Source organism: Streptomyces sp. CNQ329, from assembly GCF_000482585.1.
The window spans coordinates 1-15,339 of record NZ_AXVU01000029.1; the positions used below are offsets into that span (position 1 = coordinate 1).

At 74.2% G+C, this 15,339-nt stretch carries 12 protein-coding genes and 2 rRNA genes; 11 read left to right on the forward strand and 3 right to left on the reverse strand.

The genetic code is table 11. The features are described 5' to 3' along the window. Both I003_RS0119825 and rrf read left to right on the forward strand, forming a co-directional pair. A 23S ribosomal RNA gene (locus tag I003_RS0119825) occupies positions 1-305 on the forward strand; the annotation flags it as partial. A gap of 111 nt (positions 306-416) precedes the next feature. After that, a 5S ribosomal RNA gene (rrf, locus tag I003_RS0119830) occupies positions 417-533 on the forward strand. 2 nt (positions 534-535) lie between these two features. On the opposite strand, the gene I003_RS36130 is transcribed toward rrf, so the two are convergent. Continuing rightward, positions 536-1,456: a ribonuclease E domain-containing protein gene (locus I003_RS36130; protein WP_027773101.1), complete on the reverse strand. Its 921-nt coding sequence runs from the start codon at positions 1,454-1,456 to the stop codon at positions 536-538. A gap of 78 nt (positions 1,457-1,534) precedes the next feature. On the opposite strand from I003_RS36130, the gene I003_RS0119840 reads away from it, so the two are divergent. After that, on the forward strand, positions 1,535-2,356 hold the full coding sequence (locus I003_RS0119840; RefSeq protein ID WP_027773102.1) for a tetratricopeptide repeat protein: 822 nt from the start codon (positions 1,535-1,537) through the stop codon (positions 2,354-2,356). A gap of 1 nt (position 2,357) precedes the next feature. Here I003_RS0119840 and I003_RS0119845 read toward each other — a convergent pair whose 3' ends face one another. Next, on the reverse strand, positions 2,358-3,629 hold the full coding sequence (locus tag I003_RS0119845) for a DUF1015 domain-containing protein (protein WP_027773103.1): 1,272 nt from the start codon (positions 3,627-3,629) through the stop codon (positions 2,358-2,360). 33 nt (positions 3,630-3,662) lie between these two features. Between I003_RS0119845 and I003_RS0119850 the strand changes: the two genes are divergently transcribed. The 6 genes from I003_RS0119850 (at position 3,663) to I003_RS0119875 (ending at position 10,713) form a co-directional block, all read left to right on the forward strand. After that, positions 3,663-4,754, forward strand: a complete 1,092-nt coding sequence (locus I003_RS0119850) for an HAD hydrolase-like protein (RefSeq protein WP_051368343.1) — start codon at positions 3,663-3,665, stop codon at positions 4,752-4,754. Between the two features lie 193 nt (positions 4,755-4,947). Beyond that, entirely contained in the window at positions 4,948-5,598 is a 651-nt protein-coding gene (locus I003_RS36970; protein ID WP_027773105.1) for a hypothetical protein, read from the forward strand. Continuing rightward, positions 5,595-6,410, forward strand: a complete 816-nt coding sequence (locus I003_RS0119860) for a TlyA family RNA methyltransferase (protein ID WP_027773106.1) — start codon at positions 5,595-5,597, stop codon at positions 6,408-6,410. The genes I003_RS36970 and I003_RS0119860 overlap by 4 nt, the downstream gene beginning before the upstream one ends. Beyond that, positions 6,407-7,300 (forward strand): NAD kinase, encoded by an 894-nt coding sequence (locus tag I003_RS0119865; protein WP_027773107.1) that lies wholly within the window; start codon positions 6,407-6,409, stop codon positions 7,298-7,300. The genes I003_RS0119860 and I003_RS0119865 overlap by 4 nt, the downstream gene beginning before the upstream one ends. A gap of 145 nt (positions 7,301-7,445) precedes the next feature. Continuing rightward, entirely contained in the window at positions 7,446-9,212 is a 1,767-nt protein-coding gene (recN, locus tag I003_RS0119870) for a DNA repair protein RecN (RefSeq protein ID WP_027773108.1), read from the forward strand. A gap of 355 nt (positions 9,213-9,567) precedes the next feature. Further along, positions 9,568-10,713 carry a glycosyltransferase family 4 protein gene (locus I003_RS0119875; protein WP_027773109.1) on the forward strand — a complete coding sequence of 382 codons (1,146 nt, stop codon included), beginning with the start codon at positions 9,568-9,570 and terminating at the stop codon, positions 10,711-10,713. A gap of 84 nt (positions 10,714-10,797) precedes the next feature. On the opposite strand, the gene I003_RS0119880 is transcribed toward I003_RS0119875, so the two are convergent. Beyond that, the gene (locus I003_RS0119880; RefSeq protein ID WP_027773110.1) at positions 10,798-12,603 is read right to left on the reverse strand and encodes a glycoside hydrolase family 15 protein; all 1,806 of its coding nucleotides are present in this window, start codon (positions 12,601-12,603) and stop codon (positions 10,798-10,800) included. Positions 12,604-12,874: 271 nt separating this feature from the next. On the opposite strand from I003_RS0119880, the gene pyrG reads away from it, so the two are divergent. After that, positions 12,875-14,623 carry a CTP synthase gene (pyrG, locus tag I003_RS0119885; protein WP_027773111.1) on the forward strand — a complete coding sequence of 583 codons (1,749 nt, stop codon included), beginning with the start codon at positions 12,875-12,877 and terminating at the stop codon, positions 14,621-14,623. Further along, positions 14,623-15,255 carry an NUDIX hydrolase gene (locus I003_RS0119890; protein WP_027773112.1) on the forward strand — a complete coding sequence of 211 codons (633 nt, stop codon included), beginning with the start codon at positions 14,623-14,625 and terminating at the stop codon, positions 15,253-15,255. The genes pyrG and I003_RS0119890 overlap by 1 nt, the downstream gene beginning before the upstream one ends. The last annotated feature ends 84 nt before the right edge of the window (positions 15,256-15,339 follow it).

The following is a 15,339-nucleotide window of genomic DNA, read 5'->3' on the forward strand; positions in this document are numbered from 1 at the left end:
TGAGACAGTTCGGTCCCTATCCGCTGCGCGCGTAGGAGTCTTGAGAAGGGCTGTCCCTAGTACGAGAGGACCGGGACGGACGGACCTCTGGTGTGCCAGTTGTTCTGCCAAGGGCATGGCTGGTTGGCTACGTTCGGGAGGGATAACCGCTGAAAGCATCTAAGCGGGAAGCCTGCTTCGAGATGAGGACTCCCACCCCCATGAGGGGTTAAGGCCCCCTGTAGACGACGGGGTTGATAGGCCGGATCTGGAAGCCCTGTGAGGGGTGGAGGTGACCGGTACTAATAGGCCGAGGGCTTGTCCATAGCTGCTTGCGTCCACTGTGTTGTTCCCAGACAACAAACCATTGTCTGTGGGTTGGCTTGAGTTTGTTCACTTAACTGAAGAGTGTGCTTGTTCGCTGACCCCTTGAGGGTTTCGGTGGTCATAGCGTTGGGGAAACGCCCGGTCTCATTCCGAACCCGGAAGCTAAGCCCGACCGCGCCGATGGTACTGCATGGGGGACCGTGTGGGAGAGTAGGTCACCGCCGAACAATTATTGAGGACCTGTGGTCCCAGCGTGAGCGCTGGGACCACAGGTCCTTTTTGTGTGTCGTTCCGGTGCCACCGGAGTGTGAGGAGCGTAGTGATGACCACCAACGGGCCTGACCGGCGTGACGAGGACCGTGACGGCCGCGGCCGGCGTCGTGACGGTGACGGGCGTGGTTTCGACCGTCGAGATGGAGAGCGTCGCGGGGGGCCGCGTCGTCCGGACGGTGACCGGCAGGGACGTGGGCCGTGGCGGCAGGATGACCGCCCGCGTCGTGATGTCCGCCGTGATGACGACGGTCCGCGTGGGCTGCGGCGTGACGACGATCGGCGTGGAGACGACCGCTCGCGGGGCTTGAGGCGTGACGACGACCGGCCCCGGCGTACTTTCCGCCGGGACGATGACCGTCCGCGGCGCGATTTCCGGCGGGACGATGACCGCCCGCGGCGTGATTTCCGGCGTGATGACGACCGTCCGCGGCGCGATTTCCGGCGTGATGATGACCGGCCTCGTGGGCCCCGCCGTGACGATGACCGGCCCAGGCGTGACTTCCGGCGTGATGATGACCGCCCTCGTGGGCCCCGCCGTGACGACGATCGTCCGCGCCGCGACTTCCACCGCGGTGACGATCGTTCGCGGCGTGACTTCCGTCGCGACGATGACCGGCCCCGCCGTGATGTCGGCCGTGGCGACGACCGTCCTCGCCGTGATTTCCGGCGTGATGATGACCGCCCTCGTGGGCCCCGCCGCGATGACGATCGTCCGCGGCGTGACTTCCGGCGTGATGACGATCGTTCGCGGCGTGACTTCCGGCGTGACGATGACCGCCCGCGGCGTGATGTCGGCCGTGGCGACGACCGTCCTCGCCGTGACTTCCGCCGTGACGACGACCGCTCCCGCGGGCCCCGGCGTGACGGGTACGGGCACGGAGGGCGGTTCGAGCGGCGGGATGACCGACGGGGGGAACGGGCGCGGGGGCCGCGGCGTGACGGGGACCGGGCGCCCGTGCGGCGGTTGTCCATCCCCGACGACGTCACCGGGATGGAGATCGACAAGGCCGTGCGGCAGGAGTTGCAGAGCCTGCCCAAAACGCTCGCCGATGACGTCGCCAAGAACCTCGTCATGGTCGCCCGGCTGCTCGACGAGGACGCCCCGCGGGCCTATGAGCACGCCAAGGTGGCGCTGCGGCTCGCGTCACGCGTCGGGGCCGTACGGGAGGCCGCCGGCTTCGCTGCGTACCACACGGGGCGGTATCAGGAGGCGCTGGCCGAGTTCCGGGCGGCGCGGCGGATGAGCGGGCGTCCCGACCTGTGGCCGGTGATGGCCGACTGCGAGCGCGGCATGGGGCGGCCGGAGCGGGCTCTGGCGATGGCCGGGGAGCCCGAGGTGCAGCGTCTGGACAAGGCCGGGCAGGTGGAGATGCGGCTCGTCGCCGCCGGGGCCCGCCGTGACCTGGGGCAGGCGGACGCCGCCGTCGTCACCTTGCAGAGCCCGGAGCTGGCGTCGACCGGTGTGCACCCGTGGACCGCGCGGCTGCGGTACGCCTACGCCGACGCGCTGCTGGAGGTCGGCCGCGAGGAGGACGCGCGGGAGTGGTTCGCGAAGGCCGTCGAGGCCGACCACGACGGGCTCACGGACGCCTCCGACCGGCTGGCCGAGCTGGACGGCATCGAGTTCACCGACGCACTCGATCCCGATGCGGAGGACGCCGAGGACGCCGAGGGCGCCGGGGAGGAGCCGGAGGCTTCGGCCGGCGACCCCGGCGAGGCTGACGCCGACTTCACCGACGACGATCCCGTGGTCGACGACGAGGACGCCCGTCCCTGAGTCACCCCAGGTCCAGTGCCCGCAGCACCAGACCCGTGGCCGGCTTCGGGCCGAACGACGTGGACTTGCGCGGCATCGTCACCCCGTCCCGCGCGAGTTCCCGTACGACGTCCTCCGGCACCGGCTTCATGAGCACCGCCGTCCCGCCCAGGCGCACCGCCTGGGCGGTGGCGGCCTCGGGTTCGTGGACGTAGCCGATGTGCTCGGGGTCGTCGCGGAGCCGCCAGACGTGGTCGATGAGCGTGGTGTGCAGCACCGTGGCGTCCAGGGTGCGCCACGCCTCCGGGCGGTCGGTGGGTACGGTACGGGCCAGCAGGCCCGGGTCCGGGCGGTCGACCAGGTGCAGCCCGTTCTCGCCCGCGAGGAGAAACGCGGTTCCCCGCGTCTCTTCGAGCGCCCTCAGCGCCGCGGGCAGCGGTGCGTCGAGGGGCCGGACACGGGCGTCGTCGCCGAGGAGGCGCAGTGCGTCGGTGGCCGCGAGGGTGCGCAGGACGCGGTGGATGCCGCGGACGACGAGCGGGTGCCGGGCCGTGTCGACGAGCAGGACCAGTCCGTAGTCCCACGGCCCCGGTGCGCCCGGCTGCGCCGGGTGTTCGGCCCGTAGCCGCAGATACGTCGCCCAGCGGTGGTGTCCGTCCGCGATGAGCGCCTGCCGCCGGGCCAGGTCCGCGCGTACGGTCTCGATCTCCGCCGCGTCCGTCACCGCCCACAGCCGGTGCGCGAAGCCGTCTTCCGTCGTCGTGGCCAGCAGAGGGGTGCGTGCCGTGGCACGGTCGACGACGCCCGCCGTGCCGGTGGCCACGCCGTCGCTGCGGTACGACAGCAGCAGTGGCTCAAGGTTGGCGCCGGTCGCGCGCATCAGGCCCGCGCGGTCCGCGACGACCTCCTCCATCACGTCCTCGTGCGGCAGCACCACGCCCTCCGCCGGCTCGCTCAGCGCCAGCAGCCCGATGACGCCGCGCTGGAGCAGTTCCCCCCTGCGCTGCTCGTACACGTAGAGCGCGGGCCGGGGGTCGGGTACGAGGACTCCCTCCGCTCGCCACCGGTGCAGGGTGTCGGCGGCGAGGCGGTGACGGGCGGCGGGGTCGCCGGCCTGGGGGAGGATGAGGCGGACGATGTTGTAGGGGTCGGCGGTCTCCAAGTGGTGCAGCCCGTCCGGCCGTACGACGACGTCGTACGGGGGTGAGGTGGCGGCGGCGAGGCTGCGCACCCGGGACGGCGCGTAGCGCAGCCCGCGGAAGGGGCGGAGGTCGAGTCCGGGTGAACGCTGCATGGACCGGATCGTATGCGCCGCGGCCGATGCGCGATGATCGAGGCGTCGATATCGCCTGCCCGAGGAGCCGCCACCGTGACCAGCCAGCCCGTCAGGACCCGCACCGACGCCTGTGCGGAGCCGTTGTGCACGGCGTACGACACGGCGCTGCTGGACCTCGACGGCGTCGTCTACATCGGCGGTGCGGCCGTCGAGCACGCCGCCTCCGCGCTGGGCGGCGCCCGGTCGCGCGGGATGCGGCTGGCGTATGTCACGAACAACGCCCTCCGCTCTCCGGCCGTCGTCGCCCGGCAGTTGAGCGACATGGGCGTGCCCGCGGAGCCGGCTGACGTGATCACCTCCGCGCAGGCCGTGGCGCGGCTGGTCGCCGAGGAGGTGCCGCCGGGGGCGCGGGTGCTCGTGATCGGCGGGGAGGGACTGACCGGGCCGCTGCGGGAACGCGGGCTCGTGGTCGTGGAGTCGGCGGACGACGATCCGGCGGCGGTGGTCCAGGGGCACGGCGGGCCGGGGATGCCGTGGGAGCGGCTGATGGAGGCGGCGTTCGCGGTGCAGCGGGGCTTGCCCTGGTTCGCGTCGAACGCCGACGTGACGATTCCGACGCCGCGCGGCATCGCCCCGGGCAACGGCGCGGCGCTGGAGGTGGTGCGGCTGGCCACGGGTGCCGAGCCGCGGGTGGCGGGGAAGCCGGGCACGCCGATGCACCGGGAGACGATCATCAGGACGGGGGCGCGGCGGCCGCTGGTCGTCGGCGACCGGCTCGACACCGACATCGAGGGCGCGTACAACGGCGGCGTCGACGCGCTGCTGGTGCTCACCGGCGTGACCCGCGCCGCGGAACTGCTCGCGGCCGGGCCGCGGCACCGGCCGGCGTATGTGGCGGCGGACCTGCGCGGGCTGTCGGACGCGCAGCCGGAGGTGGCGGTGGCGGGTGACGGCGGTGCCCCGGTCGCGCGGTGCGGCGGCTGGAGCGCGTCCGCGGGCGGCGCGGAGGGGGAGCTGCGGCTCGACGGTGAGGGGCAACAGCTCGACGGGCTGCGGGCGTTGTGCGCGGCGGCGTGGACGTACGCGGGGGAGGGCTCCTGCGGCCTCGACCCGGGGAAGGCGCTGGCGCGCCTCGGGCTGTGAGCGCCGCCCTCCCCCTTCTGGTCAGGTGAGGAAACGTCATCGGATGTCGGCCGACGCCGCTCCCCGTACGGGCCCCGGTCCCCAGGGCGCCCCGCCGCGCCGCGGGTGGCTCCCCGCCACGCAAGACGCGGGGGGCGGCGGCCGGCTGGGTCTGACCGGGGTTCTGACAGTGGTTCGGGGTACGGTTCGTGGCATGAGCGAGCCGACGCCGAAGCCCGCAGCGGAACCCGAGACCGCACCCGTACCGCCGTACGCGCGACAGCCGGCGCCGCGGTGGCCGGAACCGCGAGCGGCGGGCGCGGCGGAGCCGGTCGGCGGCGGCGAAGCGGAACGAGGGCACGAGGCCGTAGCCCAACCGGGCTTCGGGGACGTGGCGGAGGCCGCCGGCGGGGCCGTCACGCGGGCCCGGACCGGACCGGAAGCCGCGCACGAGGGCCGTCCGGAGCCCGTGACCGAGCCGGTCGAGCCCGAGCCGGTCGAGGCCGGGCCCGTACCGCTCGGCGTCGCGCGCACGCCCACCGGCAACGCCGACGTCGACGCCGTGCTCGATCGGCTCGCCGACGCCGACGAACTGCCGACCGGCAGCCACCTGGAGGTCTACGAGGACGCGCACCGCCGGATGCGCGAGACGCTGGAGGAGCTGGACCGCACCCAGGGCCCGCCCCCGCCCGGCCCCGCGCAGCCGCACGGGAACCCGCGCCCCGCGAACCCGGCGCCCGCGCCCTACGGCCAGGGCCGGGCCCGCCCCGGGCCGCCCGCGCCGTCGCCGTCCCCCGCGCCCTACGGTCACACCCCGAACCGCCCCGGGGCCCACCCGTCTCCGTACCGGCCGGGGAACCCGTGAGCGGTGCCAGGCGGCGCCGGCTCGACGCCGAGCTGGTGAGCCGCGAGCTGGCCCGCTCGCGGGAGCACGCCGGGCGCCTCATCGCCGCCGGCCGGGTCACCGTCGGCGGCATGGTCGCCAGCAAGCCCGCCACCCAGGTCGAGACGTCCGCCGCCGTCGTCGTCGTCCCGGACGACGACGACCCCGACTACGTCTCCCGCGGCGGCCACAAGCTCGCCGGCGCACTCGGCACGTTCGAGCCCCGCGGGCTGCGGGTCGCCGGCCGGCGCGCCCTCGACGCCGGCGCCTCCACCGGCGGCTTCACCGACGTGCTGCTGCGCGCCGGCGCCGCGCACGTCATCGCCGTGGACGTCGGCTACGGGCAGCTCGCCTGGAAGCTGCAGAGCGACGAGCGGGTCACCGTCCGGGACCGTACGAACGTCCGCGAGCTGACGCTCGACCACCTCGACGGCGTGCCCGCCGAACTCGTCGTCGGCGACCTGTCGTTCATCCCGCTCGGGCTCGTGCTCCCCGCGCTGGTGCGCTGCGCCACGCCGGACGCGGACCTCGTGCTCATGGTCAAGCCGCAGTTCGAGGTCGGCAAGGAGCGCCTGGGCAGCGGCGGTGTCGTCCGCAGCGCCGAGCTGCGCGCCGAGGCCGTGCGCGGCGTCGGCGCCCAGGGGGCGGCGCTCGGGCTCGGCGCGCTGGGCGTGACGGCCAGCCCGTTGCCCGGGCCGAAGGGAAACGTCGAGTATTTTCTGTGGCTGCGCGCCGGTGCGCCCGCGCTGGACCCGGCGGACGTGGCACGTGCCGTGGCGGAGGGGCCCCGATGACAGACCGCACCGTGTTCCTGCTCGCGCATACCGGCCGGCCGGCGGCGATCCGCAGCGCCGAGCTGGTCGTACGCGGCCTTCTGCGCTGCGGCGTCGGCGTGCGCGTGCTCGCCGGCGAGGCGGCCGACCTGCCGCTGCCGCCGGAGGCGGAGCTGGTGGAGGCCGGCCCCGGGGTGATGGACGACTGCGAGCTGCTGATCGTCCTGGGCGGCGACGGGACGCTGCTGCGCGGCGCCGCCTTCGCCCGCAAGTCCGGCGTGCCGATGCTCGGCGTCAACCTCGGGCGCGTCGGGTTCCTCGCCGAGGCCGAGCGGGACGACCTCGACAAGGTCGTGGACCGCGTGGTGACGAAGGAGTACGAGGTCGAGGAGCGGATGACCCTCGACGTCCTGGTACGCAACGAGGGCCGGACCGTGCACGTGGACTGGGCGCTCAACGAGGCGTCCGTGGAGAAGGCCGCCCGCGAGCGGATGCTGGAGGTCGTCACCGAGGTCGACGGGCGGCCCGTCTCCCGCTTCGGCTGCGACGGCGTCGTCTGCGCGACGCCGACGGGGTCGACCGCGTACGCCTTCTCCGCCGGCGGGCCCGTCGTCTGGCCCGAGGTGGCGGCGCTGCTGATGGTGCCGATCAGCGCGCACGCGCTGTTCGCCAAGCCGCTCGTGACCTCCCCGGACTCCGTGCTGGCGGTGGAGGTGCAGCCGACGGGGCAGCGCGGTGTGCTGTGGTGTGACGGCCGCCGGACCGTCGATCTGGAGGCCGGCGCGCGCGTCGAGGTGCGCCGGGGTGCGGTGCCGGTGCGGCTGGCCCGGTTGCACCACGCCTCGTTCACGGACCGGCTGGTGGCCAAGTTCGCGCTGCCGGTGGCGGGCTGGCGCGGGGCGCCGAACTGACGCACGGCCCGTCGCACGCGCGGCTGTTGTGCCCTGTGCCGCGGCCTGGCGGCACCGGCCGGCCGCGTTCCGGACCCACCCCTGATCACGACGCCGCTCGCGACACGGTGCCGGAACCTCGTATGGTCGTACCGTGTTGGAGGAGATGCGGATCCAGTCCCTGGGCGTCATCGACGACGCGGTCGTCGAGCTGTCGCCCGGCTTCACGGCCGTAACGGGCGAGACCGGCGCCGGCAAGACCATGGTCGTCACCAGCCTCGGGCTGCTGCTCGGCGGGCGGGCGGACGCCGCGCTCGTACGCATCGGCGCCAAGTCCGCCGTCGTGGAGGGCCGGGTCGCCGTGGGCGACGGCTCGCCCGCCGCGGTACGGGCCGAGGACGCCGGCGCCGAGCTGGACGACGGCGCCCTGCTCATCAGCCGTACGGTCTCGGCCGAAGGCCGCTCACGGGCCCACCTCGGCGGGCGCGGCGTTCCCGTCGGGCTCCTCGGCGAGCTGGCCGAGGACCTGGTCGCCGTGCACGGGCAGACGGACCAGCAGGGGCTGCTGAAGCCCGCGCGGCAGCGGCAGGCACTCGACCGGTACGCGGGCGACGCGGTCGCCGCGCCGCTGGCCACGTACGCGGCGGCGTACCGCAGGCTGCGCGCCGTCAGCGCCGAGCTGGACGAGATCACCACCCGCGCGCGTGAGCGGTTGCAGGAGGCGGATCTGCTGCGCTTCGGCCTGGAGGAGATCTCCGCCGCGGAGGCGCGGGCCGGCGAGGACGTCGAGCTGGCCGCGGAGGCCGAACGGCTCGGCCACGCCGAGGCCCTGGCCGACGCCTCCGCCGCCGCACACGCCGCCCTCGCGGGCGACCCGGCGGACCCCGAGGCCGTCGACGCCGGGACGCTCGTCGCCGGCGCACAGCGCGCCCTGGCGGCCGTACGGGCCCACGATCCCGCGCTCGCCGGGCTCGCCGACCGGCTCACCGAGGTCGGCATCCTCCTGGGCGACGTCGCGCAGGAGCTGGCCGCGTACGGCGACGGCATCGACGCCGACCCGCTGCGGCTGGCCGCGGTGGAGGAGCGCCGCTCGGTGCTCACCCACCTCATGCGCAAGTACGGCCACGAGCCCGCCGCCGGCGGGGGAGCGGCCGGTGACGGCAGCGTGTCCGCCGTCCTCGCATGGGCGGAGGCGGGAGCCGCCCGGCTCGCCGAGCTGGACGGCGACGACGACCGCATCGAGGAGCTGACCGGCGAGCGCGACGCGCTCCTCGGCGAGCTGGCGCACCTGGCGCAGACGCTGACCGAGGCGCGCTCCGCCGCGGCGGAGCGCTTCGGCGCCGCCGTCACCGACGAGCTGACCGAGCTGGCGATGCCGCACGCGCGGGTGACGGTCGATCTGCGGAGCACCGAGGTCGCCGCCGGTGCCGAGGGTCTGGAGATCGACGGCCGCCGCGTGGCGTTCGGACCCACGGGCGTCGACGAGGTCGAGCTGCTGCTCGCCCCGCACCCCGGCGCCCCGCCGCGGCCGATCGCCAAGGGGGCCTCGGGCGGCGAGCTGTCGCGCGTGATGCTGGCGGTCGAGGTGGTCTTCGCCGGCTCCGACCCCGTGCCGACGTACCTCTTCGACGAGGTCGACGCGGGCGTCGGCGGCAAGGCGGCCGTCGAGGTGGGCCGCCGGCTCGCCCGGCTGGCGCGCGGCGCGCAGGTCGTCGTGGTGACCCACCTGCCGCAGGTCGCGGCCTTCGCCGACCGTCAGTTGCTGGTGGAGAAGACCAGCGACGGCGCGGTCACCCGCAGCGGCGTGACCGTGCTGGACGGCGAGGCGCGGGTGCGGGAGCTGTCGCGCATGCTGGCGGGCCAGGAGGACTCGGAGACGGCCCGCGCGCACGCGGAGGAGCTGCTGGCGGCGGCCCGCGCGGGGGCCCAGTAGCCGGGGTGCGCGACCCGGGCCGCGGGCCGCGCGCGGACCGGCCGGCCCGGACCGGTCACCCGGGGCCCCGCGCGGGACGGGGGTCGCGTGTGGGCCGAACGGGGTGCCGTGGGCAACCCGGGCCCTTGCCCCCTGCGTCTACCGGAATGGTCGGGCGACGTGCACCATGTGTCCGCACCCCGCGGACGTCCTCCCGGCGCGCTACGGGCGTGCGGGGCGTCGCCCGGAAGGGTGGTGCATGTCTGACCTGTACGCCCGTACAGAGCGGTTGGCGGCGCCGGGCCGGGTCCGGAGGCTCCCCGGGAGTGGCATCCTGGGCAGGCCCTGCGACGCCACGGACAGGAGTTCCGGCCCAGTGAGCAGCACCCCCGCACCGCCCCACGGCCCCACCGCGCTGCACGCCGTGCAGCTCGTGGGCCGCGGCGAGGGCGGCAGCGGTGTCCACGTGCGCTCGCTGGCGGCCGGGCTGGTGGCCCGGGGCATCCGGGTCACGGTGGTCGCCACCCCCGCCGCCGCGGAGCGCTACGGGTTCGCCGCGGCCGGCGCGCACGTCGCGCGGCTGCCCGAGCGCGGCGGGCCGGCCACCGCGCCGCTGTGCACGGCGACCACGCTGCGCGCCGCCTGCGCCGGTGCGGACCTCGTCCACGCCCACGGCCTGCAGTGCGGGCTGATGGCGTGCTCCATGATCCTCGGCCAGCGCAGGCCGCTGGTCGTCACCTGGCACACCAGAAGCCACCCCGACGGGGTACGGGGCCGGATGCTGCCGCTCCTCGAACGACGGGTCTCCCGGTCCGCGCGCGTCGTCCTCGGCGCCACCACCGACCTCGTCGACAGCGCCCGCCGCCGCGGGGCCCGCGACGCCCGGCTCGCGCCCGTCGCCGTCCCCGCGCCCCGGCAGCCGCACCCGGGCGGTGACGGTGCCGCGCTGCGCCGGCAGCAGGTACGCGCCGAACTCGGCGCCCCGGACCGCCCTCTGGTGCTCACCGCCGCCCCGCTCGACGCGTACGGCGCACACGAACCGCTGCTCGACGCGGCCCGCATGTGGCGTGCGCTGCCGGAGCAGCCGCTGCTCGCGGTCGCCGGTGAGGGCCCGGCCCGCGGGAAGCTGCAGCGCCGGATCGACGCCGAGAAGCTGCCCGTACGGATCCTGGGCCGCCGCGACGACCTGCCCACGCTGCTGTCCGCCGCGGACGTCGCGGTGCTCTCCAGCCCGTGGGAGGCGCGCCCGGTGCTGGCCCAGGAGGCGCTGCACGCGGGCGCCCCGCTGGTCGCCACGGCGGTGGGGGGAGTCCCCGAACTCGTCGGCGACGCGGCGGAACTCGTGCCGTACGGGGACGCCCGCGCGCTCGCCGACGCGGTGACGGGCCTGCTGCACGACCCGGCGCACCGCGTGGCGCTGTCCGCCGCGGGCCGCGCCCAGGCCGGCACCTGGCCGACCGAGGACGACACCGTCGCCCAGGTCCTGTCGATCTACGACGAGTTGATGACGTACGACGCCTGACGGCCCTCGCGGGGCCGCCGGCGACCGCCTGCCGCGCGTCGGAGCACTCCCTGCCGCCGCCCGCGCCTCCGCGCCCGCCGAGGGCTACCCGTACGCCCCCGACGCGCTCAGCCGCAGCGCCGTGTCGATCAGCGGCACGTGGCTGAACGCCTGGGGGAAGTTGCCCACTTGGCGCTGCAGCCGCGGGTCCCACTCCTCCGCGAGCAGCCCCAGGTCGTTCCGGAGCGCCAGCAGCTTCTCGAACAACTGCCGCGCCTCCTGCACCCGGCCGATCATCGCCAGGTCGTCGGCCATCCAGAACGAGCAGGCGAGGAACGCCCCTTCGTCGCCCGGCAGCCCGTCGCTGCCGGTCTCGTCGCCCGCGGTGGGGTAGCGGCGGATGAAGCCGTCGGGGGTGCCCAGCTCGCGCTGGATGGCCTCGATGGTGCCGATGACGCGCTTGTCGTCCGGCGGCAGGAAGCCGACCTGCGGGATCAGCAGCAGCGAGGCGTCCAGCTCCTGCGAGCCGTAGGACTGCGTGAAGGTGTTGCGCTGCCGGTCGTAGCCCTTCTCGCAGACGTCGCGGTGGATGTCGTCGCGCAGCCGCTGCCAGCGCTCCAGCGGGCCGTCGGCCTCGCCGGACTCGATGAGCTTGATCGTGCGGTCGACGGCGACCCAGGTCATCACCTTGGAGTGGACGAAGTGACGCCGCGGGCCGCGCACCTCCCAGAGCCCTTCGTCGGGGCGGTCCCAGTTCTCCTCGACCCAGCGGATCATCTTCAGTTGCAGCAGCGAGGCGTAGTCGTTGCGGGCGAGGCCCGTCATGTGCGCGAGGTGCAGTGCCTCGACGACCTCGCCGTAGACGTCGAGCTGCAACTGCCCCGCCGCGCCGTTGCCGGCGCGCACAGGGCGGGAGCTCTCGTACCCCGGCAGCCAGTCCAGCTCCGACTCGCCGAGCTCGCGCTCGCCGGCGATGCCGTACATGATCTGCAGGTTCTCCGGGTCGCCGGCGACGGCGCGCAGCAGCCACTCGCGCCAGGCGCGGGCCTCCTCGTGGTATCCGGTGCGCAGCAGGGAGGACAGCGTGATGGCGGCGTCGCGCAGCCAGGTGAAGCGGTAGTCCCAGTTGCGTACGCCGCCGATGTCCTCGGGCAGTGAGGTGGTGGGAGCGGCGACGATGCCGCCGGTCGGCTCGTACGTCAGCGCCTTGAGGGTGATCAGCGAGCGGATCACGGCGTGCCGGTAGGGGCCGTGGTACGTACAGTGCTCGGTCCACTCCTGCCAGAAGTCCTCGGTGGCGGTGAGCGCCGACTCGGGCTCCGCGGGCTGCGGCGGCTCGCGGTGCGAGGGCTGCCAACTGATGGTGAAGGCCAGCCGGTCGCCGGGGCCGACGGTGAAGTCGGAGTACGTCGTGAGGTCCCGGCCGTACGTCGGCACCGGGGCGTCGAGCCACACCGAGTCCGGCCCGGCGACCCCGACGGTGCGGCCGTCGTCGGTCTGGTGGACCCACGGCACGATACGGCCGTAGGAGAAGCGCATCCGCAGTGCGGAGCGCATCGGCACCCGGCCCGTGACGCCCTCCACGATGCGGATGAGCTGCGGCGAGGCGCCGTCGCGCGGCGGCATGAAGTCGATCAGCCGGACCGTGCCGCGCGGGGTGTCCCACTCGGACTCCAGCACCAGCGAGTCGCCCCGGTAGCGCCGCCGGGTGGCGGGCGGCGGGGCGTCCTCGGGGGCGTACGCGGGACCGAGGCGCCAGAAGCCGTGCTCCTCGGTCCCCAGTAGGGATGCGAACACCGCATGGGAGTCGAACCGGGGGAGGCAGAGCCAGTCGGCCGTGCCGTCGCGACGGACGAGCGCTGCCGTCTGCATGTCGCCCAAAAGTGCGTAGTCCTCGATGCGCCCGGCCACGTGCCTCTCCAGCTAGAAGTGCGTTCCGCCGAGGATAAAGCCTTCGCGCGTGCGCGCGGGCCACGGTCGCGAATTCCCCCTGACCCGATCGGGTCGGGCGGCCCGGCGGCGGTCGGCCGCGGGCGGTGACCAGGGGATCACTGATACCCTGGTAGCCCGTGGAGCGGAGGGCCGGCCGGGCCAATGGCGGCGGCGCTCGCCGAGCGACCCACCTCGATCTGGGGCACCCCGCCACGCATTGCATCAGCGACCACGGGAGCCCCTCTTGGCCATGCCATCCACGACGTCCAAGCACATCTTCGTCACGGGAGGCGTCGCCTCCTCGCTCGGCAAGGGGCTCACCGCCTCCAGCCTCGGCGCGCTGCTCAAGGCGCGCGGGCTGCGCGTCACGATGCAGAAGCTCGACCCGTATCTGAACGTCGACCCCGGAACGATGAACCCGTTCCAGCACGGTGAGGTCTTCGTCACCAACGACGGCGCCGAGACCGACCTCGACATCGGGCACTACGAGCGCTTCCTCGACGTCGACCTCGACGGCTCGGCGAACGTCACCACCGGCCAGGTCTACTCCAGCGTGATCGCCAAGGAGCGCCGCGGCGAGTACCTGGGCGACACCGTGCAGGTGATCCCGCACATCACCAACGAGATCAAGTCCCGTATCCGGCGCATGGCCTCCGACGACGTCGACGTGGTGATCACGGAGGTCGGCGGCACCGTCGGCGACATCGAGTCGCTGCCCTTCCTGGAGGCCGTCCGCCAGGTGCGGCACGAGGTCGGCCGGGACAACGTGTTCGTCGTCCACATCTCGCTGCTGCCGTACATCGGCCCGTCCGGCGAGCTGAAGACCAAGCCGACGCAGCACTCGGTCGCCGCGCTGCGCAGCATCGGCATCCAGCCCGATGCGATCGTGCTGCGGGCGGACCGCGAGGTGCCGGCGGCGATCAAGCGGAAGATCTCGCTCATGTGCGACGTCGACGAGGCAGCCGTCGTCGCCGCCATCGACGCCAAGTCGATCTACGACATCCCCAAGGTGCTGCACGCGGGGGGCCTGGACGCGTACGTCGTCCGCAAGCTGGACCTGCCGTTCCGGGACGTGGACTGGACCGAGTGGGACGACCTGCTCAGGCGCGTGCACGAGCCGGCGCACGAGGTGACGATCGCGCTCGTCGGCAAGTACATCGACCTGCCCGACGCCTATCTGTCGGTCACGGAGGCGATCCGCGCCGGCGGCTTCGCCAACAACGCCCGCGCGAAGATCAAGTGGGTCACGTCGGACGACTGCCGCACGCCGCAGGGCGCCCGCGAGCACCTGGCGGACGTGGACGGCATCGTCATCCCCGGCGGCTTCGGCGAGCGCGGCGTGGAGGGCAAGATCGGCGCGATCACCTACGCGCGGGAGAAACGGGTGCCGCTGCTCGGCATCTGTCTCGGCCTGCACTGCATCGTCATCGAGGCGGCGCGGAACCTCGCGGGCATCGCGGGCGCGAACTCCACGGAGTTCGACCAGGCCGCGACGGATCCGGTGATCTCCACCATGGAGGAGCAGCTCGACATCGTCGCCGGCGAGGGGGACATGGGCGGCACGATGCGCCTGGGCCTCTACCCGGCCAAGCTGGCGGAAGGCTCGGTGGTGCGGGAGGCGTACGCGGACCAGCCGTACGTCGAGGAGCGCCACCGGCACCGTTACGAGGTCAACAACTCCTACCGCAGCGAGCTGGAGAAGAAGGCCGGCCTCGCCTTCTCCGGCACCTCCCCGGACAACAAGCTGGTGGAGTACGTGGAATACCCGCGCGAGGTGCACCCGTACCTGGTCTCCACCCAGGCCCATCCCGAGCTGCGCTCGCGTCCCACCCGGCCGCACCCGCTCTTCGCGGGCCTGGTGAAGGCCGCCGTCGCGCGGCAGGAGGCGGCGAAGCCGACGGGAACGCAGCAGGGCGGCGTGCGGGAGCAGGGCGGCCCCCAGGGCGCGCCCGCCGGTGCGCAGGAGCCGGTGGCCGCCGTGCGCGAGGGGGGCAAGTGATGGCGGAGCAATTGCGGGACACGGCGGCCGCGTGGGAGGTCGTCGCCTCCGAAACGCCGTTCAAGGGCGCCAAGACCGCCGTGCGCGCCGACGACGTGGTGATGCCCGACGGCACCGTCGCCCGCCGCGACTACCAGGTCCACCCGGGCTCCGTCGCCGTCCTCGCCCTCGACGACGACGACCGTGTGCTGGTGCTCAGCCAGTACCGTCACCCCGTACGGCAGAAACTCTGGGAGATCCCCGCCGGCCTCCTCGACGTGCCCGGCGAGAACCCGCTGAGCGCCGCCCGGCGCGAGCTGTACGAGGAGGCGCACCTCCAGGCCGACGACTGGCGCGTGCTCGTCGACGTCTACACCACGCCCGGCGGTTGCGACGAGGCCGTGCGCGTCTTCCTCGCCCGGGGGGTGACCGAGGCGGACGGTGAGCGCTACGCGGCCCACGGCGAGGAGCTGGATCTCACCCTCGACCGCGTGCCCGTGGCCGATCTGCTGCGCGGCGCCCTCGCCGGGGACCTGCACAACAACTGCCTGATGCTCGGCGTGCTGGCGCTCCACGCGGCCCGCACGGACGGCGGTCTCGACACGCTGCGGCCGGCGAACGCCCCCTGGCCGGCCCGCCCGTTCACGCCCTGAGCGACTCCGGTGGGGGCTGCCGGACGGTTGATCCGATGCGGTGATTTTCGTTCCGGCGTTCGGCCATGTGCCGTCACGTGAGGC